Genomic DNA, 21,240 nt, shown 5'->3' with positions numbered 1-21,240 from the left:
ACTTAAAGGAATTCATCATGAAACTCGTCCCGTTCTTCTTCGCATTCTTTTTTACCTTCCCATGACCGGGAGGCAATTCGTCGTATAAGAAAGAATGCGAAGACGAACAATAAGGCCTCCCACCCGGGAGGCCTTTTTTATTGGATAACAACAAAGGCAACATCTATGACCGAGGAAAACCCATTACTGGCGCTGCGCGACAAGATAAGCGCGCTGGATGAGAAACTGCTTGCTCTGCTGGCGGAGCGTCGCGGGCTGGCTGTTGAGGTTGGTAAAGCCAAACTGGCCTCCCATCGCCCGGTGCGTGATATTGACCGCGAACGCGATCTGCTGGAGCGTCTGATGACCCTCGGCAAGCGCCATAATCTGGACGCTCATTACATCACCCGCCTGTTCCAGCTGATTATCGAAGACTCTGTACTGACCCAGCAAACCCTGCTGCAGCAGCATTTGAATAAAATTAACCCGCATTCGGCTCGCGTGGCGTTCCTCGGTCCCAAAGGCTCTTATTCACATCTGGCGGCGCGTCAGTACGCCGCTCGCCACTTTGAGCAGTTTATTGAAAGCGGCTGCGCGAAGTTCGCCGATATTTTTAATCAGGTGGAAACCGGCCAGGCCGATTACGCCGTAGTGCCGATTGAAAACACCAGCTCCGGCGGGATCAACGATGTCTACGATCTGCTGCAGCACACCAGCCTGTCGATCGTAGGCGAGCTGACGATCCCTATCGATCATTGCGTACTGGTCAGCACCTCGACGGATGCCGATAAAATTCAGACCGTCTACAGCCATCCGCAACCGTTCCAGCAGTGTAGCCAGTATCTGAGTCGCTACCCGCACTGGAAGATTGAATATACCGAGAGCACCTCAGCGGCGATGGAAAAAGTCGCGCAGGCGAACGCCCCGACCGTCGCGGCGCTGGGCAGCGAAGCGGGCGGCGCTCTGTACGGCCTGCAGGTGCTGGAGCACTGCCAGGCCAACCAGACGCAGAATATTACGCGCTTCCTCGTTCTGGCGCGCAAAGCGGTGAACGTCTCCGATCAGGTTCCGGCGAAGACCACGCTGTTAATGGCGACCGGTCAGCAGGCGGGTGCCCTGGTGGAGGCCTTACTGGTGCTGCGCAATCACAATCTGATCATGACCAAACTGGAATCTCGCCCCATCCATGGCAATCCGTGGGAAGAGATGTTTTATCTCGATATTCAGGCAAACCTGGACTCGCTGCCCATGCGCAAGGCGCTGAAGGAGCTGGCGGAGATCACCCGCTCCATGAAGGTTCTCGGTTGCTACCCCAGCGAAAACGTCGTGCCGGTGGATCCGGTTTAACGTTCGCGGAACGGTAATTTCTTCATCCCTGCCACCGCCACCGGCAGGGTGAAGATGGCGCCGGACAGCGGATACTGCGCCAGCTCATCGTCCTCCATGTTTTCCCGGGTGGTGGTGATATAGAGCGTTTGCATATCCGCCCCGCCAAAGCAGACCATCGTCGGGCAACGTACCGGCATCGGGTAGGACTCCAGCTCCTCACCCTGCGGAGAGAAACGGGCGATCCGCCAGCCGTCAAACATTGCGCTCCAGTAACACCCCTCCACGTCAATCGCCGCCCCGTCCGGTATCCCTTCGCCAGGCTGAAAACGGCGAAAGACTTCGCGCCGGCCAGGCTCACCCTGCTCATCCAGCGGCGTACGGTAGATCACGGCGTTCGGCGTATCGGAGGTATACATCCAGCGCCGGTCGGCGCTAAACGCCAGACCGTTGGCGCCATGGATGTCACACTGGATCACCGTCGGCTTCAGGTCGTTATCGACCCGCATCAGCAGCGCGCCGTTATAATCCCCCGGGCCCCAGAAGGTGCCGGCATAAAAGCGCCCATCGCGATCGGTCCCGCCATCGTTAAACCGCGCCAGTTCCGGATTGCTCGGGTTATCGCAGACTTTACGCCGTAGCAGACCGTGGGCGTCGGTCAGCCAGATACCGCTGCGCAATGCAACGATAAACCCGCCCTTCTCGCGCAAGGAAAAACAGCCGACCTCCTCCGGAAATTGCAGCACCTGGTGTTCGCCGCTGCGGGTATCGTAGCGGTGAATTTCACATTCCATAATATCGGCCCAGTAGAGGGCCTGCTCTGCCTCGCTCCAGGTCGGGCATTCCGGCAGGTATCCGGTGTAGTCAAACAGCGGTTGTGGTTCAGCCATCGTTGTCATCCCTATAAAAAAAGCCAGCGGTCGCTGGCTTTATTGTATACACCTTTTTCGCTTTACTGCCGATTATCGTTCGCCTGACGCAGCAGCGTGCGGCTCTCGCTCTGGAAACGCTGGGCGTAATCGCCAAACCAGTGTTCGACTTTACGGAAGCTATCGATAAACGCCTGCTTATCGCCCTGCTCCAGCAGACCGATCGCCTCGCCAAACCGCTGGTAGTAGCGCTTAATCAGCGCCAGGTTGTTTTCCGAAGACATAATAATGTCGGCGTAGAGCTGCGGATCCTGGGCAAACAGACGGCCCACCATCGCCAGCTCCAGCCGGTAAATGGGTGACGAGAGTGCCAGCAACTGCTCAAGGCGCACATTCTCTTCCGCCAGATGCAGCCCATAGGCGAAGGTGGCAAAGTGGCGCAACGCCTGAATAAAGGCCATGTTCTGATCGTGCTCCACCGCGCTGATGCGATGCAGGCGCGCGCCCCAGACCTGAATTTGCTCGAGGAACCACTGATAGGCCTCTGGCTGGCGGCCATCGCAGTAGACTACCACCTGCTTGGCAAGGCTGCCGCTGTCCGGACCGAACATCGGGTGCAGGCCGAGTACCGGGCCCTGATGCGCCGCCAGCATCGCCTGCAGCGGCTCTGCTTTAACCGAGGCAAGGTCGACCAGAATGCAATCCGCCGGCAGTGGCGGCAGCCTGGCGATCGTCTCCACGGTGGTGTGAATCGGCACGCTGACAATGACCATGCCGGCATCGGCGACGATATCCGTCGCCCGCGCCCAGTCCTCTTTTTCCAGAATGCGCACCTGGTAGCCGGACAGCGTTAACATCTTCTCAAACAGACGCCCCATCTGCCCGCCGCCGCCGACGATCACTACCGGCCGCAGATTCGGGTAAAGGGTTTTGAAGCCTTTGTCGTTTTCGCTGGAATAGGATTCGCGCATCACGCGACGCAGAACGTCCTCGATCAGATCCGGCGGAACGCCGAGCGCAGCCGCCTCTTCTCGCCGGGAGGCGAGCATCGCCGCCTCGCGTTCCGGGACGTAAATCGGCAGGCCATACTGGCTCTTCACCTCGCCGACTTCGGCCACCAGTTCCAGGCGCTTAGCCAGCAGGCTAAGCAACGCTTTATCTACTTCATCAATTTGATCGCGTAACGCGGTCAGTTCAGCAACCATACTTTCCTCTTACACCAAACGGGCCGCCAGGTGGCCGCGGAGATCCTTATCCAGTTCACGCAGTAGCGCATCGGTGGTTTCCCAGCTGATGCAGGCATCCGTTACCGAAACGCCGTATTTCATCGCCTCACGCGGCTGTTCAGAGGACTGATTGCCCTCGTGGATATTACTCTCAATCATCAGGCCGATAATGGAGCGATTGCCATCTTTAATCTGCGCGACAACGGATTCAGCCACGGCCGGCTGGCGGCGGAAATCTTTATTGGAGTTCCCATGACTGCAATCTACCATCAGCGACGGCTTCAGTCCCGCCTGCGCCATCTCTTTTTCGCATTTCACCACATCGTCCGGACCGTAGTTTGGCGCCTTACCGCCGCGGAGGATCACATGGCCGTTCGGGTTACCCTGCGTTTGCAGCAGGCAGACCTGCCCGGCCTGGTTGATACCGACGAAACGGTGCGGCATCGCCGCGGCGCGCATGGCGTTGATGGCCGTGGCCAGGCTGCCGTCGGTGCCATTTTTAAAGCCTACCGGCATGGAAAGACCAGAGGCCATTTCGCGGTGCGTCTGAGATTCCGTGGTTCGCGCGCCGATGGCGGACCAGCTGAACAGATCCCCAAGGTACTGCGGGCTGTTGGGATCCAGCGCTTCCGTCGCCAGCGGCAGTCCCATATTCACGAGCTCGACCAGCAGACGACGCGCAATCTTCAGGCCGCCTTCAACATCAAACGAACCATCCATATGCGGGTCGTTAATCAGCCCCTTCCAGCCGACGGTAGTACGGGGTTTTTCAAAATAGACGCGCATCACCAGGTAGAGGCTATCGCTGACCTCTGCGGCAAGGGCTTTAAACCGACGAGCATATTCGATCGCAGCTTCCGGATCGTGAATGGAGCAAGGACCGCAAACCACCAGCAGGCGCGGATCGCGGCCGGCGATGATATCGGAGATGGTTTCACGGGCGTGCGCGATCTGCGCTTCCTGTTCAACGCTCAGGGGGAATTCCGCCTTCAGTTGCTCCGGGGTCATTAACACATGTTCGTCGGTAATATGTACGTTATTCAGCGCGTCTTTTTGCATGATTGCGATCCTGTGTAGCTCGTTTGCGATAGGGGTTGCCTCAGCGGGCATGACGTAACGATACCATACAAAGTAAAGAATTCAATCCATATTCCGTAAATTTTACTTTACACAAATAAATTAATTGGCACTTACCACGGCGTTAAACGTACAAAAATATTTACACATAGCGAAATCGCGCCAAAATGGCTCATCAGAGCCATCGGCATTACGAAAAATCCTGGTGAGATTTGTCCCAAAGCAAAGGGCGCATCTAATGACGGGTTTTGCTATCAGTGATATTCTTCGCCGGGCATCGGCAGCGGCTTTTCCCGCGCCAGGGCGAATTTGACGGAAGCGTTAATGACAGTATTACACCGTCTTTTATTGACTGTATTTTTTCTCATCGCGGTATCTCCTGTTTTTGCTGCCGGACCTTCAGAACATGTTCGCGCGATTGTTTCCGGGATCGTGACCTATACCCGTTGGCCGTCATTAACAGGGGCGCCGAAGCTGTGCATTTTTGCCTCATCACGCTTCACCCATAGCCTGGCTCATGAAGATCCGGATGCATTGCCCTATCAACCGGTGATAGTACGTAATAGTGAAGAAGCGTTAAAAACAACCTGCGATGGTTTTTATTTTGGCAGCGAATCGCCGACCCAACAGTCGGAATTAACTCGCCGCTATGGCTCGAGGCCGCTGTTACTCATCGCAGAACAAAATACGGATTGCTCAATTGGTAGCGCGTTTTGCCTGATCATCAACGACGACAGGGTCCGCTTCTCCGTTAATCTGGACGTTCTGACGCACAGCGGGGTTCGGGTTAACCCGGACGTCCTGATGCTTGCCCGGAAGAAACCACATGAATAAGGACTTTTCACAGACATCGCGCCCGACGTTCAAACGCGCGCTGCGTCGCATTAGCGTGATAAGCGTGGTGATTTCCATGACGCTGGTCTGGCTGCTGCTGAGCACGGCCTCTATCTTCACGCTCAAGCAGTACGCGCAGAAAAACCTTGAGCTCACTGCCGCGACCATGGGCCGCAGTCTCGAAGCCGCCCTGGTGTTTGGCGACAGCGCGGCAGCAGAGGAGACCCTCGCTTCGCTGGGGAAGCAAGGGCAGATTTCCCAGGCAATCGTGCTCAACGGCCAGAAGCAGCCCTTCGCCGCATGGCGCCACGAACCGCTGGCCAACAAAGAACAAGTGAGCGGCCTTATCAGTAAATGGCTGTTTCCGGAGCCCACGGTGCAGCCCATCTGGCACCAGGGCAAACAAATCGGCGAGCTGCGACTAACCGCGCTTGATGAACTAATTAGCCACTTTCTCGGCATCTCGATTCTGGTACTGACAGGCAGCATTCTGCTCGCCTCGTTTATCGGCCTGCTGCTGACCCACTCTCTGCACCGGGGGATCGTCGCCGCCCTGCAGAGCATCACCGAGGTCGTGCATGATATTCGCGAAAACCGCCACTTCTCCCGGCGGGTGCCGGAGGAGCGTATCGAGGAGTTCCATCTGTTTGCCCAGGACTTTAACAGTCTGCTGGGGGAGATGGAGGACTGGCAGCGCCAGCTGCAGGCCAAAAATGCTCAGCTGTTGCGCAGCTCGTTACACGATCCGTTGACCGGCCTGGCTAACCGCGCCGCCTTTCGCAACGCGCTTGCCGAGCTGATGAAAAATGAAGTGGATCACCAGACCTCAGCGTTACTGTTTCTCGATGGCGATAACTTCAAATTGATCAACGACAACTGGGGACATGCGACGGGCGATAAAGTGCTGATGGAAGTCGCCAGCCGCCTGATGACTTTCGCCGGTAAACGCCATCTGGCGTGGCGTCTCGGCGGCGATGAGTTTGCCGTTCTGCTGCGCGAGGTGCGCTCGGAAGCAGAAGTCCAGGCCCTGTGCCAGGCGCTGTCGGAACAATTTCTTCCGCCATTCAATCTGCACAATGGCCATAGCGCCACGCTCTCGCTGAGCGTCGGTTATGCCCTGGCGTGGGAGCACGCCACTGCGGAATCACTGCAAGAACTTGCCGATCAGAATATGTATCGGATGAAAAACCAACGTATCCAGCAGACGCTGAAATAATAAAGGACGCATTATGATCACGAAATATTTCGCCCCCGCCCTGATGGCGGCGGCGCTTTTGACAGGTTGCCAGGCTCCTCAGGGAAAATTTACCCCCGAGCAGGTGGCGGCGATGAAATCTTACGGCTTCACTGAAAGCAACGGCGATTGGTCCCTGGGCTTATCCGATAGCATCCTGTTTGACAAGAATGACTACCGACTACGTCCCGACAGCCGCCAGCAGATCACCCAAATGGCCTCGCGGCTGGCGACAACTGGGATAACGCATAGCCGCCTTGAAGGCCACACCGATAATTATGGTGAGGATAGCTATAACGAAGCCCTGTCGCTTAAGCGGGCCAACAGCGTAGCCGATGCCTGGGCGGAAGGCGCCCATATCCCGCGCAGTAATTTAGTCACCCGCGGCCTTGGCAAAAAATACCCGATCGCCAGCAACGACACCGCGGCCGGGCGCGCTGAAAACCGCCGGGTTACGGTGGTCATCAGCACGCCGTAAACGTCCGCTTAATCGCTGGACTTCGCCATCCTCATTGCCGTTGCCGCGCGCCAGCGCAGGTAGTCAACGGCAATGAACAACACCAGGCTGATGCCCATCAACGGCATGGCCAGACCCAGGGCTAACGCTATCCCCAGCACCAGCCCACGGGCAGGCCAGGCGAGCGACAGCCACGCCCGCAGCAGCGAATGCGCCGGATCCCAGACGGCCTGAGGCGGACGGCGCATCCACCACAGCCGGTACCCCACGGCGATGGTTACGCACAGCGCACAGCCAAACCCCACCAGCAGCAGTTGATTCGCCAGACCGAAGAGGATCCCCATATGGAAATCGACGCCCCAGCGGGTAAGTTTCGCCATCAGAGGAAAGTCGGCAAAATGGGTGCGATCCACCACCTCCATCGTGGCGCCATCGATCGCTACCGCATCCACCTGCGTCGGCCAGCGGCGGTCGATCTCATTCACCGTCCAGGCGCGTCCGTCTGATACCGGGGGACGGATCTCCAGCCGGCTGGCGTTCAGCCCCGCCTGACGGGCCACCGCCAGTGCCCGGTCAAACTGCGCGGGCTGATGCTGGGTCATGGCCATCGCCTCCCTGTGATGCCCGGCATGGGGATCGTGTGCCATCGGTGCCTCACCGTGCAGCAGGGTATTGACCTGCGGCGTCCACCAGCCGAAAGCCGCCCGCATTTTATCAACATTGCCGCCGGCCCATTGCGACCAGGTCAGGCCGGTGGCGGAGAAGAGCAGCATGCCCAGCAGTAAACTCCAGCCCAGCGTCACGTGCAGCCGACGATGATTCTGCAGGGCGTTATTGATCCGCCGTTTTGGACGCGTCATCGCCCACAGGGCAATGCCCCCCAGCGCGGCCACCCACATCCATGAGGCAGCCAGTTCGCTGTAGAGCCGCCCGATGTCGCCCAACAGCAGCGAACGATGCGCATAGTCAATCCACTGACGCAGCGGCAGGATGCCGCTGGTGCCGTAGACCGTCATATCGCCCTTCACCCGCAGCGCGATCGGATCGACAAAAATGGCCCGGGATTCCGACTCCCCGAGACGCGGATCGGCAAACATAATGCGGGTGGTCTCGCCCACCACGGGGGCCGGACGCACCGCCAGCAGCCGCAGATTACCCTGGGTCGCTTCTTCTGCCAGCGCAATCTGGGCGCTGAGCGGCTGCGGGGTGCCTTCGGGAAGGCCATACAGCGCATCGTGATAGAGCCAGTTTTCCAGTTGCGGCGTCGCCACATAAAGCGTACCGGTCAGGGCTGCGACAAAGATAAACGGTCCGATAAACAGCCCGATATAGAAATGGAGGCGACGCAGCAGGTTCAGCCATGCCGCGCGCGAGGTGCAGGTTGTCATACTTTTCCTTTTTTAAAGCAAAAGAGGTCGTTGCGCGGTGCGCAGATTGATTTTTATGAAAGGGAAAAAGCAGACAGCCGCGGCGGGGCGCGGGTTTCGGGGTAGAGCCAGGGAAAGTAGCGCCAGTGTTTTAATACCGGGCGAGAAGCCGGCAGGCGAATGCGCCGCAGGAGCATGGCGACGAACAGCGCCAGCGCGAAAATCAGCCCTGGGACATGGGCTAACAGCACGCAATAGCCACAGGCTTCGGCATGGTCCAGCGGCAGTTCGTGTCCGGTAGGCGTAGCACCGTCTGTGCTGTGCATCATCGCCATATCGTGGCCGGGCATCTGCGCCATACTCGCTGGCGAGCTGTCCATCATCATGGCGTGGTGCATGCCGGGCATGGCGCTCATAGGGTCTTTTTGCAGGGAGACGGAGATCAGGGGGGCCACCACGATCAGCAGGATCGCCAACAGCGCCAGCCAGGCGGCTCGCCGTTTAGGTGTCGTTTGCTGAAAACTGTTACTGACCACCGCCCCTCCGAATAGAGGGCGTATTGTAAATGATTTACATCACGATGGTTACAACAAAGATAAAAAAAGGGCCTGCCCTGAGGCCAGCCCTTTTTGTCAGGATGTCGCGAAAGCGAATCTTAGTTAAGACGCTCTTTGATACGAGCAGACTTACCAGTGCGCTCACGCAGGTAGTACAGTTTAGCTTTACGTACAGCACCACGACGTTTAACAGCAATGCTGTCAACTACCGGAGAGTGAGTCTGGAAGACACGCTCAACGCCTTCGCCGTTGGAAATTTTGCGAACAGTGAATGCAGAGTGCAGACCGCGGTTACGAATAGCGATAACCACGCCCTCGAATGCCTGCAGACGTTTTTTGGAACCTTCAACAACCCATACTTTCACTTCCACGGTATCACCCGGACGGAAGGAAGGTACGTCCTGCTTCATCTGTTCTTGTTCAAGTTGCTTAATAATGTTGCTCATAATTTAATCTCTTATCCTGGGTAAACTGATATTGGGGGCTCACGCCTGCCCATCATGTTTATGCTGCTGTTGCGCGTGTTCAGTTTTGAACTCCGCCAGCAGCTTTGCTTGCTCTTCAGTCAGAGCCAGGTTTTCCAGAAGTTCAGGTCTTCTAAGCCAGGTGCGGCCCAGCGACTGCTTCAGACGCCAGCGACGTATCTCAGCATGGTTTCCCGACAGCAATACTGGCGGTACTTCCATCTCTTCTAACACTTCAGGACGGGTATAGTGGGGGCAATCCAGCAACCCATCAGCAAAGGAATCTTCCGTTGCCGATGCTTCATGGCCCAGTACTCCCGGAATGAACCGGGAAACGGAGTCAATCAGCGTCATTGCCGGTAACTCACCACCGCTGAGAACGTAATCGCCGATTGACCATTCTTCGTCAATTTCGGTTTGGATTACGCGCTCGTCTATCCCTTCGTAACGACCACACACCAGAATCAGTTTCTGATTCGTTGCCAGTTCGCTGACGCCCGCTTGATCAAGCTTGCGTCCCTGAGGTGACAGATAAATCACCTTCGCGCCTTCACCTGCCGCGGCTTTTGCTGCATGAATGGCATCCCGTAAGGGTTGCACCATCATTAGCATCCCCGGTCCGCCGCCGTAAGGACGATCGTCCACGGTACGGTGCCGGTCATGCGTGAAGTCGCGAGGACTCCAGCTTTCGATGCTCAGCAGGCCATTTTTTACTGCCCGGCCAGTTACCCCGTAATCGGTAATTGCGCGGAACATTTCAGGAAACAGGCTAATTATGCCAATCCACATAGCGCCGTCTTTTACCGTTTATCCGGAGAATTTAAAAACCAGGATCCCAATCTACTTCGATAGTACGCGTAGTGAGATCGACTTTCTTGATAACCTGCCCATCGAGGAACGGAACCAACCGCTCCTTGATACCAAATGCATCTTTCAGGTTTGCCTTGATGACGAGCACGTCATTAGACCCGGTTTCCATCATATCGATGACTTTACCGAGGCTATAGCCTTCCGTCGTCACTACCTGGCAGCCCATCAGGTCTTTCCAGTAGTAGTCACCCTCTTCCAGCTCCGGCAACTGCGATGAATCCACGATAATTTCGCAATTAGTCAGTAGATTCGCGGCATCACGATCGTCAACGCCTTTCAGCTTGATGATGATGTCCTGATTGTGGTGGCGCCAGCTTTCCAGCTCAACAACCTGCCACTGACCCGCCTTCTGGATTAACCAGGGCTGATAGTCAAAAATGCTTTCGGCGTCTTCGGTGGAGGAAAACACTCTGAGCCAACCACGGATACCGTAGGAAGAACCCATTTTCCCCAATACGATCGGATCAACAGGTGCTTGTGCGGTGTGTTGCTTGCTCATCATGACCACCGTGACAGATTAAGCTGCTTTGTTAGCGGCTTTGATCAGCGCGGCAACGCGATCGGAAACAGTAGCGCCCTGGCCAACCCAGTGAGCGATACGATCCAGATCCAGGCGAGTTTCTTCTTCCGCACCGTTAGCGATCGGGTTGAAGAAACCAACGCGCTCGATGAAACGACCGTTGCGTGCATTACGGCTGTCGGTGACAACAACCTGGTAGAACGGACGCTTTTTAGCGCCGTGACGTGCTAAACGAATAGTTACCATAACATCCTCTTGTGTGAATAAAACAACCGGGCCCCATCGAGGAACGGAGCCCGGTGTCATATTAAAAGCCCGAAAATTTTACTGATTTCTGGGGAAAATGCAATCAGCAGTTGATAAGTCTGCTGTAAAAGGCCGTCGGCGGTGCAGTCAGTTAGCTGCCGGCGTGCGCGCAGCCACCGGAACGTACACGTCGTACGTGAGGATGGCGCACACACCTCTGCGCTAAAATGACAAACAAGATAGCCTTATGCCCTTGTTTTTAACGGCCCGGGAAGCCTGGAGGCATCATCCCTTTCATCCCGCGCATCATCTTCATCATGCCGCCTTTCGACTTCATCTTCTTCATCATGCGCTGCATGTCGTCGAACTGCTTGAGCAGACGGTTCACATCCTGCACCTGCATCCCGCAGCCGGCGGCGATACGGCGCTTACGTGAACCTTTGATGATTTCCGGCTTAGCGCGCTCTTTCAGGGTCATCGAGTTGATGATCGCTTCCATACGCACCAGCACTTTGTCGTCCATCTGCGCTTTGACGTTGTCCGGGATCTGGCCCATACCCGGCAGCTTGCCCATCAGGCTGGCCATGCCGCCCATGTTTTTCATCTGGCGCAGCTGCTCCAGGAAGTCGGTGAGGTCGAAGCCGTCGCCTTTCTTCAGCTTGGAGGCCAGCTTCTCGGCCTGTGCGCGGTCGACTTTACTCTCGATATCTTCGATCAGCGACAGCACGTCGCCCATGCCGAGGATGCGGGAGGCGACGCGGTCCGGATGGAACGGTTCCAGCGCTTCGGTTTTCTCGCCGACGCCGAGGAATTTAATCGGCTTACCGGTAATATGGCGAATCGACAGCGCCGCGCCGCCGCGGGCGTCACCGTCCACTTTGGTCAGCACCACGCCGGTCAGCGGCAGCGCTTCGTTAAAGGCTTTAGCGGTATTCGCCGCATCCTGGCCGGTCATCGCATCGACGACGAACAGGGTTTCAACCGGATTAATGGCGGCGTGGACGTGCTTAATTTCGTCCATCATCGCTTCGTCAACGTGCAGACGACCGGCGGTATCCACCAGCAGCACGTCGTAGAATTTGAGCTTCGCTTCTTTCAGCGCCGCGTTGACGATATCAACCGGCTTCTGCCCGACGTCGGACGGGAAGAAGTCGACGCCGACCTGCTCGGCCAGGGTCTCCAGCTGTTTGATCGCCGCCGGGCGGTAAACGTCCGCGGAGACCACCAGCACTTTCTTCTTGTGCTTCTCGCGCAGGAATTTCCCCAGCTTACCGACGCTGGTGGTTTTACCAGCCCCCTGCAGGCCCGCCATCAGCACCACCGCCGGCGGCTGCGCCGCCAGGTCGAGGGTCTGGTTCTCTTCGCCCATCGCCGCCACCAGCTCGTTGCGGACGATTTTGACGAACTCCTGACCCGGGGTCAGGCTTTTATTGACTTCATGGCCGACCGCGCTCTCTTTGACGCGGCTGATGAAATCACGTACCACCGGAAGCGCAACGTCCGCTTCCAGCAGCGCCATGCGCACTTCGCGCAGGGTGTCTTTAATATTGTCTTCTGTAAGGCGTCCGCGGCCGCTAATGTTGCGCAGCGTACGCGACAAACGATCGGTTAAATTATCAAACATTGTCTCTCGCCTGAGGTGGAAACGGTCGGTCGCCGCAGCGACACACAAAACGAATGTGGCGGAGTATAACACGACATCAATCTGAATGTGCTGCAACGGTTGGAGCAGAGGCCTGCTGACGTTATACTGCTTCTCTTTCTTATTTAGCCAACAGCCGACACCTATGCCTGTTTTTGCTCTACTCGCCCTTGTCGCCTACTCCGTCAGCCTCGCGCTGATTATCCCCGGCTTGCTGCAAAAAAACAGCAGCTGGCGGCGAATGGCGATTTTATCTGCGACTATCGCGTTGATTTGCCATGCTTTTGCGCTGGAAGCACGGATATTCCCCGGCGGCGAGAGCGGGCAAAACCTCAGCTTACTGAACGTCGGGTCGCTGGTGAGCCTGATGATCTGTACGGTGATGACTATCGTGGCCTCGCGCAATCGCGGCTGGCTGCTGCTGCCTATCGTCTATGCCTTCGCGCTGATCAACCTGGCCTTCGCCACCTTCGTGCCTAACGAATATATCACCCACCTGGAAACCACTCCGGGGATGCTGGTGCATATCGGCCTGTCGCTCTTCTCGTACGCCACGCTGATCATTGCCGCGCTGTATGCGCTACAGCTGGCGTGGATCGACTACCAGTTAAAGAACAAAAAGCTGGCCTTCAGCAGCGAAATGCCACCGCTGATGAGCATTGAGCGCAAAATGTTCCACATCACTCAGGTCGGCGTAGTGCTGCTGACTCTGACGCTGTGCAGCGGCCTGTTCTATATGCACAATCTGTTCAGCAGCGAAAACATTGATAAAGCGGTGCTGTCGATTATTGCGTGGTTCGTCTATATCGTCCTGCTGTGGGGCCACTATCATGAAGGGTGGCGCGGACGTCGCGTGGTCTGGTTCAGCGTCGCTGGCGCCGGTCTGCTGACGCTGGCCTATTTTGGTAGCCGCGTGCTGCAACAGTTCGTGAGCTAAGTCTTTTAAGGAATCCTACGTGGAACATATCTCCACCACCACGCTGATCATAACGCTGATCGTCATGGTGATTATCTCTGCCTATTTCTCCGGCTCCGAAACCGGCATGATGACGCTGAACCGCTACCGGCTGCGTCATATGGCGAAACAAGGCAACCGCCCCGCCAAGCGCGTGGAGAAGCTGCTGCGCAAGCCGGACCGCCTGATTAGCCTTGTGCTCATCGGTAATAACCTCGTCAACATTCTCGCCTCGGCGCTGGGCACCATCGTCGGCATGCGCCTGTACGGCGATGCCGGCGTCGCGATCGCCACCGGCGTACTCACCTTTGTGGTGCTGGTATTTGCCGAAGTCCTGCCGAAAACCATCGCCGCCCTCTACCCGGAAAAAGTTGCCTACCCCAGCAGCTTCCTGTTGGCGCCCCTGCAGGTGCTGATGATGCCGCTGGTGTGGCTGCTGAATACCATCACCCGCATACTGATGCGCATGATGGGCATCCGCACCGATACCGTCATCAGCAGCGCCCTGAGCAAAGATGAACTGCGCACGATTGTGAATGAATCCCGTTCACAAATCTCACGACGCAATCAGGATATGCTGCTGTCGGTGCTGGACCTTGAGAAGGTCAGCGTTAACGACATTATGGTGCCGCGCAATGAGATTGTCGGCATCGACATCAATGACGACTGGAAATCTATCGTCCGCCAGCTGACCCACTCCCCACACGGCCGCATTGTGCTCTACCGCGATTCGCTGGACGATGCCATCAGCATGCTGCGCGTCCGCGAAGCCTACCGGCTGATGACGGAGAAGAAAGAGTTCACAAAAGAGATCATGCTGCGGGCGGCAGATGAGATCTACTTTGTTCCTGAAGGGACGCCGCTCAGCACCCAACTGGTGAAATTCCAGCGTAATAAAAAGAAAGTCGGTCTGGTTGTCGATGAATACGGCGATATTCAGGGGCTGGTCACCGTAGAAGATATTCTTGAAGAGATTGTCGGCGACTTCACCACCTCCATGTCACCCACCCTGGCGGAGGAAGTGACCCCGCTCAACGACGGCACCGTGATAATCGACGGCAGCGCCAACGTTCGCGAAATCAACAAAGCGTTCAACTGGCACCTGCCGGAAGATGAAGCGCGCACCATCAACGGTATCATCCTTGAAGCGCTGGAAGAGATCCCGGTCCCGGGCACCCGCGTGCGCATTGAGCAGTATGATATTGATATCCTCGACGTGCAGGACAACATGATCAAACAGGTGAAAGTGATGCCGGTGAAATCATTACGCGAGAGCGTTGCGGAGTAGCGCGAGCGAAGGAATTAACCTCACGGTGGGCTGCGGCCCGCCGTTTTTTTATCTCGCGCCGGGAGCGATGACACAAAAAACGGCCGCCCGCAGGCAGCCGTTGAGCAAGGCAGCAAGCGTTATTTCGCTTTCGCTACCGTCACCATCGCGGCGCGAATAGTACGGCCGTTCAGGGTATAACCTTTCTGCATCACGGCCAGCACGTTGCCCGCCGCCACATCTTCAGACTCGACCATCGCAATGGCCTGGTGGACGTTCGGATCCAGCGGAACGTTGGTGTCGGCGATCACTTCCACGCCGAACTTACGCACTACGTCCAGCATAGATTTCAGGGTCAGTTCGATCCCTTCCACCATCGGCGCCAGCTCCGGGTTAGCCTTGTCAGCCACTTCCAGCGCGCGGTCCAGGCTGTCGATTACCGGCAGCAGTTCATTGACGAATTTTTCCAGCGCGAATTTGTGCGCTTTCTCGATATCCTGCTCGGTACGACGACGCAGGTTATCTTCGTCGGCTTTGGCACGCAGCATCACTTCACGTTCACGTTTCTGCGCTTCAGCCAGCTGGGCTTCCAGATTCGCAATTTTTTCATCGCGCGGATCCACCTGCTCAGCCGAAACTTCAGGCTCTACCGCCTCAACGTCGTCGTGCTGCTCCGTGATAATTTCTTCCGGGGCTTGCCCCTCAGGCGTTTTCTGTTCTTTACTACTCATGAATTTCTCCGCGTTTTTTTCGCATTCATCTCGCTAACTTCGCTTATTATGGGGATCAGTTTCCGGGTTTCAAGGGAAGCGGACAGATTGTCACTATTTCATTTAACGCAAGGACATCCAGATCATGAAGAACCATTTCAAGTGTATCGGCATTGTGGGACATCCTCGTCACCCCACCGCCCTGACCACACATGAAATGCTCTGGCGCTGGCTGTGCAGCAAAGGGTATGAAGTGCTGGTTGAACAGCAGATCGCCCATGAACTTCAGCTCAGCAACGTGAAAACCGGCACGCTGGCGGAGATTGGCCAACAGGCCGATCTCGCGGTGGTGGTGGGCGGCGACGGCAATATGCTCGGCGCGGCGCGGACCCTGGCCCGTTACGACATTAACGTCATCGGCATTAACCGCGGCAACCTCGGCTTTCTCACCGACCTTGACCCGGACAACGCCCTGCAGCAGCTCGCCGACGTGCTGGAAGGCCACTACATCGCCGAGAAACGCTTTCTGCTGGAGGCCCAGGTGTGCCAGCAGGATTGCCAGAAACGCATCAGCACCGCCATCAACGAAGTGGTGCTGCACCCCGGCAAAGTGGCGCATATGATTGAGTTCGAAGTCTATATCGATGAAGTCTTCGCCTTCTCCCAGCGCTCCGATGGCCTGATAATCTCCACCCCGACCGGCTCCACAGCCTATTCGCTGTCGGCCGGCGGCCCGATCCTCACCCCGTCGCTGGACGCCATCACCCTGGTGCCGATGTTCCCGCACACCCTCTCGGCGCGACCGCTGGTGATCAACGGCGACAGCACCATCCGCCTGCGCTTCTCTCACCGCTGCAGCGATCTGGAGATCAGCTGCGACAGTCAGATTGCCCTGCCGATCCAGGATGGCGAAGATGTCCTCATCCGCCGCTGCGATTACCACCTCAATCTGATTCATCCCAAAGACTACAGCTATTTCAATACATTAAGCACCAAGCTCGGCTGGTCGAAAAAATTGTTCTGATTTACATCGCTGCCTCTTTACTGGATAAAAAACCAGTCTATACTGTACGAAAACACAGTATTGGTTTTTCATACAGGAAGGCAGCTATGTTGGCGCAACTCACCATCAGTAATTTTGCTATCGTTCGTGAACTGGAAATTGATTTCCACAGCGGCATGACCGCCATCACCGGGGAAACCGGCGCCGGGAAATCTATTGCCATCGACGCGCTGGGGCTGTGCCTCGGCGGCAGAGCGGAAGCCGACATGGTGCGTCGCGGCGCTACCCGTGCCGACCTGTGCGCGCGCTTCGCGCTGAAAGATACCCCGGCCGCCCAGCGCTGGCTGGAAGAGAACCAGCTGGAGAGCGGGCGTGAGTGTTTACTTCGCCGGGTGATCAGCGCCGACGGCCGCTCGCGCGGCTTCATCAACGGCACCGCCGTCCCGCTCTCGCAGCTGCGCGAGCTGGGCCAGCTGCTGATCCAGATCCATGGCCAGCATGCGCACCAGCTGTTGACCAAACCCGAACACCAGAAAACGCTGCTCGACGGCTATACCGGTGAGTATGCGCTCACTCAGCGTATGGCCGAGCACTATCGCCAGTGGCACCAGAGCTGCCGCGAGCTGGCCCAGCATCAGCAGCAGAGCCAGGAGCGCGCCGCCCGCGCCGATCTGCTGCAGTACCAGCTTAAAGAGCTGAACGAATTTAACCCGCTGGCGGGAGAGTTTGAGCAGATTGACGAAGAGTACAAGCGCCTGGCCAACAGCGGGCAGCTGCTCAGCACCTGCCAGCATGCCCTGACGGTACTGGCGGACGGCGAAGAGGCCAATCTGCAGAGCCAGCTTTATACCGCGAAGCAGCTGGTCAGCGAGCTGGTGGGTATGGACAGCAAGCTTTCCGGCGTGCTGGATATGCTGGAAGAGGCGGCCATTCAGCTCAGCGAGGCCAGCGACGAGCTGCGCCACTACCATGACCGTCTGGACCTCGATCCTAACCGTCTGTTCGAACTTGAGCAGCGGATTTCCCGGCAAATCGCGCTGGCGCGTAAACACCAGGTGATGCCGGAAGAGCTGCCGGCAGTTTATCAGGCGATGCTCGAAGAGCAGCGCCTGCTGGACGACAGCGCCGGCTCGCTGGAATCCCTCAGCCAGCAGGTGGTCGAACATCATCAGCTGGCGCTGGAGACCGCGCGCCAGCTGCATGCCCTGCGCCAGGCCAGCGCCGACGAGCTGACCCAGCTCATCACCGAAAGTATGCACTCACTTTCGATGCCGCACGGGGTCTTCGCGATTGAGGTCGCGTTCGATGAACGCCATCTCACCGCCGACGGCGCCGACCATATTGAGTTCCGCGTCACCACTAACCCCGGTCAGCCGCTGCAGCCAATCGCCAAAGTGGCCTCCGGCGGCGAACTGTCGCGCATTGCGCTGGCGATTCAGGTGATCACCGCGCGTAAAATGGAAACCCCAGCGCTGATTTTCGACGAAGTGGACGTCGGTATCAGCGGCCCGACCGCCGCCGTGGTCGGCAAGCTGCTGCGCCAGCTGGGCGAGTCCACGCAGGTGATGTGCGTGACCCACCTGCCGCAGGTCGCAGGCTGCGGCCACCATCATTTCTTTGTCTGCAAAGAGACCGATGGCGAGATGACCGAAACCCATATGCAGCCGCTGGATAAACGGGCTCGCTTGCAGGAGCTGGCCCGTCTGCTGGGCGGCAGCGAAGTCACGCGCAACACCCTGGCGAACGCGAAAGAGTTGCTTGCGGCGTAAACTTTTTGATTTTCACAGGGTCATAGTGAACAGCAAATTGCCTGCTGACCTGCAGCCGGAGGTTTCCAACGGCGCGAAGGTCTATTATTATCGGCATATTACAGATGAGCCACGTACTGCTCGGGCCCAAAAAGGAATCAAATCACTATGCGCTGTAAAACGCTGACTGCTGCCGCAGCGGTTCTTCTTATGTTGACCGCAGGCTGTTCCACTCTGGAACGAGTGGTTTACCGTCCTGACATCAACCAGGGTAACTATCTGGCACCAAACGATGTAGCAAAAATTCGTGTCGGTATGACGCAACAGCAGGTAGCTTATGCTCTGGGGACGCCAATGATGACGGATCCGTTCGGCACCAATACCTGGTTCTATGTCTTCCGTCAGGAGCCGGGCCACCAGAAAGTGACTCAGCAGACCCTGACCCTGACCTTCAACAGCGGCGGTGTGTTGACTAACATTGATAACAAGCCTGCGCTGACCAGTCAGTAAGGCCCGGAAAAGCAAAAAGCGCTCGGTGAGCGCTTTTTTTATGGCTGATAGCCGGTCTGCTGCAGGTTACTTTGCGGCGCTTTTCTCTGCCCGCTGGCGACGCAGCTCTTTCGGGTCTGCGATCAGCGGTCGATAGATTTCGACCCGGTCGCCGTCGTGAACTTCGTCATGCAGCTTTACCGGACGACTGTAGATACCCAGCTTGTTTTTCGCCAGATCAATGTCATCACGCAGCGCCAGCAGACCGCTGGCGATAATCGCCTGCTCGACCGTCGCCCCCTCGTCCAGGGTGACCCGCTGCAGATACTGCTTTTCAGGCAGCGCGTAGGCGACTTCAACACGAATATTAGCCGGCACTGTAAACCTCTTTGGCGCGCGAAGTGAACGCCTGCACCATGTTAGCGGCCAGCTCTTTGAAGATCCGGCCAAAAGCCATCTCAATCAGTTTATTGGTAAACTCGAAATCGAGATGGAATTCTATTTTGCAGGCCTCGGGGCTCAGCGGAATAAACTTCCAGCCGCCAATCAGCTTCTTGAACGGGCCATCCACCAGGCTCATCAAAATGCTCTGGTTGCTGGTCAGTGTATTGCGTGTGGTGAAGGTCTTACTGATGCCGGCTTTGGACACATCAACCGCCGCCGTCATTTGCGTCGGCCCCAATTCCAGCACGCGGCTACCGGTGCAGCCTGGCAGAAAATCAGGATAGGACTTCACATCGTTTACCAGTTGATACATCTGTTCCGCGCTGAAAGGCACCAGCGCAGTACGGCTAATCTGAGGCATAGCAGATTCCACATTTAAACACAGTGCAAATAATATCATTTATCTGCTGCTAAAAAAAACGCTGTGCCGCAACTCGTGCTAAGATGCGCAGTACACCTCGCAGGATGCGATCGAGGTAACTGTGTATAAGACGATGACTTCAGGACATTATGACTAAGAAAAAAGCCCACAAACCTGGATCAGCCACCATTGCGCTGAATAAACGCGCCCGTCACGAATACTTTATCGAAGATGAATACGAGGCTGGTCTCGCCCTGCAGGGCTGGGAAGTCAAATCCCTGCGTGCAGGCAAAGCCAACATCGGCGATAGCTATGTCATCCTGAAGGATGGCGAAGCCTTCCTGTTCGGCGCCAACTTTACGCCTATGGCCGTGGCTTCCACCCACTATGTCTGCGACCCGACGCGCACCCGTAAGCTGCTGCTCAACCAGCGTGAGCTGGACACGCTGTACGGCCGCATTAACCGCGAAGGTTACACCGTCGTCGCCCTGTCGCTGTACTGGAAGAACGCCTGGTGCAAAGTGAAAATCGGCGTCGCCAAAGGTAAGAAACAGCACGACAAGCGTACCGACCTGAAAGATCGTGAATGGGCGCTGGATAAGGCGCGTATTATGAAGCACGCCGGACGTTAATTTCCCCTCCCCGAGGGCCAGCTCTCGCTGGCCCTTACGCTATATCCTTGTTGATGCTGATTTTTCGTCCACCCTGCTGAAATAATCCTGCGTGATGGGGCTGGTAACGACATTCACAAATCTGTTATACTTGACCTACACATTGGGGCTGATTCTGGATTCGACGGGATTTGCGAAACCCAAGGTGCATGCCGAGGGGCGGTTGGCCTCGTAAAAAGCCGCAAAAAATAGTCGCAAACGACGAAAACTACGCTTTAGCAGCTTAATAACCTGCTCTGAGCCCTCTCTCCCTAGCTTCCGCTCTTAAGACGGGGATCAAAGAGAGGTCAAACCCAAAAGAGATCGCGTGGATGCCCTGCCTGGGGTTGAAGCGTTAAATCTAATCAGGCTAGTTTGTTAGTGGCGTGTCTGTCCGCAGCTGGCAAGCGAATGTAAAGACTGACTAAGCATGTAGTGCCGAGGATGTAGGAATTTCGGACGCGGGTTCAACTCCCGCCAGCTCCACCAAAATTCTCCATCGGTGATTACCAGAGTCATCCGATGAAGTCCTGAGAGCCCGCACGGCGTAAGCCCTGCGGGCTTTTTTGTGTCTGCAATTTGTCCCGCGAAGTCCGAAGAAAACTCATTAAATCCGAACCTTTTAGGCCTATTGATTGGCCCAACGAAAAGCTCCAATGTTTTCGTTGGGCCTAAACGCATGGAGACTCCCCATGGCAAGATAAACCAAGCCGTTAACCGATACGGAGTTCAAAGCCGCCAAACCTAAAGATACCGATTACCAGATATACGATGATGCAGGGTTGACGTTGCTTATCAAGTCCGGTGGAAGCAAACTCTGGCAGTTTTGTTATCATCGGCCTTTAACAAAGCAGAGAACTAAACAAAGTATCGCTGCTTACCCTTTTTGACCTGCACCCCGTTGATTAATGCACATCGATATTAGTTATGTCTTCATATGAGCCT

The 21,240-nt window shown here is 56.6% G+C and carries 24 protein-coding genes, 1 other RNA gene, 1 pseudogene and 1 other annotated feature; of the genes and pseudogenes, 13 read left to right on the top strand and 13 right to left on the bottom strand.

The features are described from left to right. The first annotated feature begins 16 nt into the window (after window positions 1–16). Window positions 17–141, top strand: a sequence feature (Phe leader region). Together pheL and pheA are read left to right on the top strand one after the other, a co-directional pair. Further along, entirely contained in the window at window positions 18–65 is a 48-nt protein-coding gene (gene pheL, locus KHQ24_RS13335; protein ID WP_100250063.1) for a pheA operon leader peptide PheL, read from the top strand. It overlaps the preceding feature by 48 nt. Window positions 142–165: 24 nt before the next feature. Continuing rightward, a complete protein-coding gene (gene pheA / locus KHQ24_RS13330; RefSeq protein WP_023318895.1) occupies window positions 166–1,326 on the top strand; it encodes a bifunctional chorismate mutase/prephenate dehydratase in 1,161 nt (386 codons plus the stop codon). Here pheA and KHQ24_RS13325 read toward each other — a convergent pair. The 3 genes from KHQ24_RS13325 to aroF all read right to left on the bottom strand — a co-directional run bounded on the left by KHQ24_RS13325 (window position 1,323) and on the right by aroF (window position 4,459). Further along, window positions 1,323–2,195 (bottom strand): SMP-30/gluconolactonase/LRE family protein, encoded by an 873-nt coding sequence (locus KHQ24_RS13325; protein ID WP_004206842.1) that lies wholly within the window; start codon window positions 2,193–2,195, stop codon window positions 1,323–1,325. The two genes, pheA and KHQ24_RS13325, sit on opposite strands and share 4 nt — an antisense overlap. Window positions 2,196–2,257: 62 nt before the next feature. Continuing rightward, on the bottom strand, window positions 2,258–3,379 hold the full coding sequence (gene tyrA, locus KHQ24_RS13320) for a bifunctional chorismate mutase/prephenate dehydrogenase (protein WP_004206843.1): 1,122 nt from the start codon (window positions 3,377–3,379) through the stop codon (window positions 2,258–2,260). A 9-nt stretch (window positions 3,380–3,388) separates the two neighbouring features. Continuing rightward, complete coding sequence (aroF, locus tag KHQ24_RS13315; RefSeq protein WP_194068676.1) at window positions 3,389–4,459, bottom strand: 3-deoxy-7-phosphoheptulonate synthase AroF; 1,071 nt, start codon at window positions 4,457–4,459, stop codon at window positions 3,389–3,391. A 342-nt stretch (window positions 4,460–4,801) separates the two neighbouring features. Between aroF and KHQ24_RS13310 the strand changes: the two genes are divergently transcribed. From KHQ24_RS13310 to KHQ24_RS13300, 3 genes are read left to right on the top strand one after another with little or no spacing between them, the layout of a single operon-like run. Continuing rightward, a complete protein-coding gene (locus KHQ24_RS13310) occupies window positions 4,802–5,311 on the top strand; it encodes a YfiR family protein (protein ID WP_017900644.1) in 510 nt (169 codons plus the stop codon). Next, on the top strand, window positions 5,304–6,527 hold the full coding sequence (gene dgcN, locus KHQ24_RS13305) for a diguanylate cyclase DgcN (RefSeq protein ID WP_194068678.1): 1,224 nt from the start codon (window positions 5,304–5,306) through the stop codon (window positions 6,525–6,527). Before KHQ24_RS13310 ends, dgcN begins: the two co-directional genes overlap by 8 nt. Window positions 6,528–6,540: 13 nt before the next feature. Then, window positions 6,541–7,023 (top strand): OmpA family protein, encoded by a 483-nt coding sequence (locus tag KHQ24_RS13300; RefSeq protein ID WP_017900643.1) that lies wholly within the window; start codon window positions 6,541–6,543, stop codon window positions 7,021–7,023. Between the two features lie 8 nt (window positions 7,024–7,031). On the opposite strand, the gene KHQ24_RS13295 is transcribed toward KHQ24_RS13300, so the two are convergent. The 7 genes from KHQ24_RS13295 to ffh all read right to left on the bottom strand — a co-directional run bounded on the left by KHQ24_RS13295 (window position 7,032) and on the right by ffh (window position 12,650). Continuing rightward, window positions 7,032–8,390: a PepSY-associated TM helix domain-containing protein gene (locus KHQ24_RS13295; protein ID WP_064187515.1), complete on the bottom strand. Its 1,359-nt coding sequence runs from the start codon at window positions 8,388–8,390 to the stop codon at window positions 7,032–7,034. A 53-nt stretch (window positions 8,391–8,443) separates the two neighbouring features. Continuing rightward, complete coding sequence (locus KHQ24_RS13290; protein WP_004206848.1) at window positions 8,444–8,905, bottom strand: DUF2946 domain-containing protein; 462 nt, start codon at window positions 8,903–8,905, stop codon at window positions 8,444–8,446. Window positions 8,906–9,024: 119 nt separating this feature from the next. Next, on the bottom strand, window positions 9,025–9,372 hold the full coding sequence (rplS, locus tag KHQ24_RS13285) for a 50S ribosomal protein L19 (RefSeq protein WP_002914145.1): 348 nt from the start codon (window positions 9,370–9,372) through the stop codon (window positions 9,025–9,027). A 39-nt stretch (window positions 9,373–9,411) separates the two neighbouring features. Beyond that, window positions 9,412–10,179 carry a tRNA (guanosine(37)-N1)-methyltransferase TrmD gene (trmD, locus tag KHQ24_RS13280; protein ID WP_002914147.1) on the bottom strand — a complete coding sequence of 256 codons (768 nt, stop codon included), beginning with the start codon at window positions 10,177–10,179 and terminating at the stop codon, window positions 9,412–9,414. 31 nt (window positions 10,180–10,210) lie between these two features. Continuing rightward, window positions 10,211–10,759 carry a ribosome maturation factor RimM gene (gene rimM, locus KHQ24_RS13275; protein ID WP_004150977.1) on the bottom strand — a complete coding sequence of 183 codons (549 nt, stop codon included), beginning with the start codon at window positions 10,757–10,759 and terminating at the stop codon, window positions 10,211–10,213. Window positions 10,760–10,777: 18 nt separating this feature from the next. Then, the gene (gene rpsP / locus KHQ24_RS13270) at window positions 10,778–11,026 is read right to left on the bottom strand and encodes a 30S ribosomal protein S16 (protein WP_002914149.1); all 249 of its coding nucleotides are present in this window, start codon (window positions 11,024–11,026) and stop codon (window positions 10,778–10,780) included. A gap of 259 nt (window positions 11,027–11,285) precedes the next feature. After that, a complete protein-coding gene (ffh, locus tag KHQ24_RS13265) occupies window positions 11,286–12,650 on the bottom strand; it encodes a signal recognition particle protein (protein WP_002914152.1) in 1,365 nt (454 codons plus the stop codon). A gap of 163 nt (window positions 12,651–12,813) precedes the next feature. On the opposite strand from ffh, the gene KHQ24_RS13260 reads away from it, so the two are divergent. Beyond that, the gene (locus KHQ24_RS13260; protein ID WP_002914153.1) at window positions 12,814–13,605 is read left to right on the top strand and encodes a cytochrome C assembly family protein; all 792 of its coding nucleotides are present in this window, start codon (window positions 12,814–12,816) and stop codon (window positions 13,603–13,605) included. 19 nt (window positions 13,606–13,624) lie between these two features. After that, on the top strand, window positions 13,625–14,911 hold the full coding sequence (locus tag KHQ24_RS13255; RefSeq protein WP_023318900.1) for an HlyC/CorC family transporter: 1,287 nt from the start codon (window positions 13,625–13,627) through the stop codon (window positions 14,909–14,911). A 119-nt stretch (window positions 14,912–15,030) separates the two neighbouring features. Here KHQ24_RS13255 and grpE read toward each other — a convergent pair whose 3' ends face one another. Further along, the gene (gene grpE, locus KHQ24_RS13250) at window positions 15,031–15,621 is read right to left on the bottom strand and encodes a nucleotide exchange factor GrpE (protein ID WP_004174800.1); all 591 of its coding nucleotides are present in this window, start codon (window positions 15,619–15,621) and stop codon (window positions 15,031–15,033) included. Window positions 15,622–15,745: 124 nt separating this feature from the next. Between grpE and nadK the strand changes: the two genes are divergently transcribed. From nadK to bamE, 3 genes are all read left to right on the top strand, one after another. Then, window positions 15,746–16,624 (top strand): NAD(+) kinase, encoded by an 879-nt coding sequence (gene nadK, locus KHQ24_RS13245; protein WP_002914158.1) that lies wholly within the window; start codon window positions 15,746–15,748, stop codon window positions 16,622–16,624. A gap of 86 nt (window positions 16,625–16,710) precedes the next feature. Beyond that, window positions 16,711–18,372, top strand: coding sequence for a DNA repair protein RecN (recN, locus tag KHQ24_RS13240; RefSeq protein WP_004206849.1), 1,662 nt, complete (start codon window positions 16,711–16,713; stop codon window positions 18,370–18,372). Between the two features lie 147 nt (window positions 18,373–18,519). Continuing rightward, the gene (gene bamE, locus KHQ24_RS13235) at window positions 18,520–18,861 is read left to right on the top strand and encodes an outer membrane protein assembly factor BamE (RefSeq protein ID WP_002914160.1); all 342 of its coding nucleotides are present in this window, start codon (window positions 18,520–18,522) and stop codon (window positions 18,859–18,861) included. 66 nt (window positions 18,862–18,927) lie between these two features. On the opposite strand, the gene KHQ24_RS13230 is transcribed toward bamE, so the two are convergent. After that, the gene (locus tag KHQ24_RS13230) at window positions 18,928–19,218 is read right to left on the bottom strand and encodes an RnfH family protein (protein ID WP_004145682.1); all 291 of its coding nucleotides are present in this window, start codon (window positions 19,216–19,218) and stop codon (window positions 18,928–18,930) included. Next, the gene (locus KHQ24_RS13225; RefSeq protein WP_004174798.1) at window positions 19,208–19,645 is read right to left on the bottom strand and encodes a type II toxin-antitoxin system RatA family toxin; all 438 of its coding nucleotides are present in this window, start codon (window positions 19,643–19,645) and stop codon (window positions 19,208–19,210) included. Before KHQ24_RS13225 ends, KHQ24_RS13230 begins: the two co-directional genes overlap by 11 nt. Window positions 19,646–19,794: 149 nt before the next feature. Between KHQ24_RS13225 and smpB the strand changes: the two genes are divergently transcribed. The 3 genes and pseudogenes from smpB to KHQ24_RS13210 all read left to right on the top strand — a co-directional run. Continuing rightward, window positions 19,795–20,277 (top strand): SsrA-binding protein SmpB, encoded by a 483-nt coding sequence (smpB, locus tag KHQ24_RS13220; protein WP_002914164.1) that lies wholly within the window; start codon window positions 19,795–19,797, stop codon window positions 20,275–20,277. Between the two features lie 144 nt (window positions 20,278–20,421). After that, window positions 20,422–20,784, top strand: a transfer-messenger RNA (tmRNA) gene (gene ssrA / locus KHQ24_RS13215). Between the two features lie 215 nt (window positions 20,785–20,999). Next, window positions 21,000–21,179: pseudogene (locus KHQ24_RS13210) on the top strand (integrase arm-type DNA-binding domain-containing protein); the annotation flags it as partial. Between the last annotated feature and the right edge of the window lie 61 nt (window positions 21,180–21,240).

This window comes from Klebsiella sp. 54 (genome assembly GCF_018223875.1).
GTDB lineage: Bacteria > Pseudomonadota > Gammaproteobacteria > Enterobacterales > Enterobacteriaceae > Klebsiella > Klebsiella quasipneumoniae.
The sequence above is the reverse complement of the archived record's forward strand: the minus strand, read 5'-3'. Positions and strand labels throughout refer to the sequence as shown.

Excerpts from the sequence above, each read along its gene's own strand:
- pheA (WP_023318895.1), top strand. The coding sequence starts at position 166 with ATGACCGAGGAAAACCCATTACTGGCGCTGCGCGACAAGATAAGCGCG.
- recN (WP_004206849.1), top strand. The coding sequence starts at position 16,711 with ATGTTGGCGCAACTCACCATCAGTAATTTTGCTATCGTTCGTGAACTG.
- ffh (WP_002914152.1), bottom strand. The coding sequence starts at position 12,650 with ATGTTTGATAATTTAACCGATCGTTTGTCGCGTACGCTGCGCAACATT.
- rimM (WP_004150977.1), bottom strand. The coding sequence starts at position 10,759 with ATGAGCAAGCAACACACCGCACAAGCACCTGTTGATCCGATCGTATTG.
- KHQ24_RS13310 (WP_017900644.1), top strand. The coding sequence starts at position 4,802 with ATGACAGTATTACACCGTCTTTTATTGACTGTATTTTTTCTCATCGCG.
- nadK (WP_002914158.1), top strand. The coding sequence starts at position 15,746 with ATGAAGAACCATTTCAAGTGTATCGGCATTGTGGGACATCCTCGTCAC.
- bamE (WP_002914160.1), top strand. The coding sequence starts at position 18,520 with ATGCGCTGTAAAACGCTGACTGCTGCCGCAGCGGTTCTTCTTATGTTG.
- tyrA (WP_004206843.1), bottom strand. The coding sequence starts at position 3,379 with ATGGTTGCTGAACTGACCGCGTTACGCGATCAAATTGATGAAGTAGAT.
- smpB (WP_002914164.1), top strand. The coding sequence starts at position 19,795 with ATGACTAAGAAAAAAGCCCACAAACCTGGATCAGCCACCATTGCGCTG.
- grpE (WP_004174800.1), bottom strand. The coding sequence starts at position 15,621 with ATGAGTAGTAAAGAACAGAAAACGCCTGAGGGGCAAGCCCCGGAAGAA.
- KHQ24_RS13225 (WP_004174798.1), bottom strand. The coding sequence starts at position 19,645 with ATGCCTCAGATTAGCCGTACTGCGCTGGTGCCTTTCAGCGCGGAACAG.
- KHQ24_RS13295 (WP_064187515.1), bottom strand. The coding sequence starts at position 8,390 with ATGACAACCTGCACCTCGCGCGCGGCATGGCTGAACCTGCTGCGTCGC.
- rplS (WP_002914145.1), bottom strand. The coding sequence starts at position 9,372 with ATGAGCAACATTATTAAGCAACTTGAACAAGAACAGATGAAGCAGGAC.
- aroF (WP_194068676.1), bottom strand. The coding sequence starts at position 4,459 with ATGCAAAAAGACGCGCTGAATAACGTACATATTACCGACGAACATGTG.
- KHQ24_RS13260 (WP_002914153.1), top strand. The coding sequence starts at position 12,814 with ATGCCTGTTTTTGCTCTACTCGCCCTTGTCGCCTACTCCGTCAGCCTC.
- rpsP (WP_002914149.1), bottom strand. The coding sequence starts at position 11,026 with ATGGTAACTATTCGTTTAGCACGTCACGGCGCTAAAAAGCGTCCGTTC.
- dgcN (WP_194068678.1), top strand. The coding sequence starts at position 5,304 with ATGAATAAGGACTTTTCACAGACATCGCGCCCGACGTTCAAACGCGCG.
- trmD (WP_002914147.1), bottom strand. The coding sequence starts at position 10,179 with ATGTGGATTGGCATAATTAGCCTGTTTCCTGAAATGTTCCGCGCAATT.
- KHQ24_RS13325 (WP_004206842.1), bottom strand. The coding sequence starts at position 2,195 with ATGGCTGAACCACAACCGCTGTTTGACTACACCGGATACCTGCCGGAA.
- KHQ24_RS13300 (WP_017900643.1), top strand. The coding sequence starts at position 6,541 with ATGATCACGAAATATTTCGCCCCCGCCCTGATGGCGGCGGCGCTTTTG.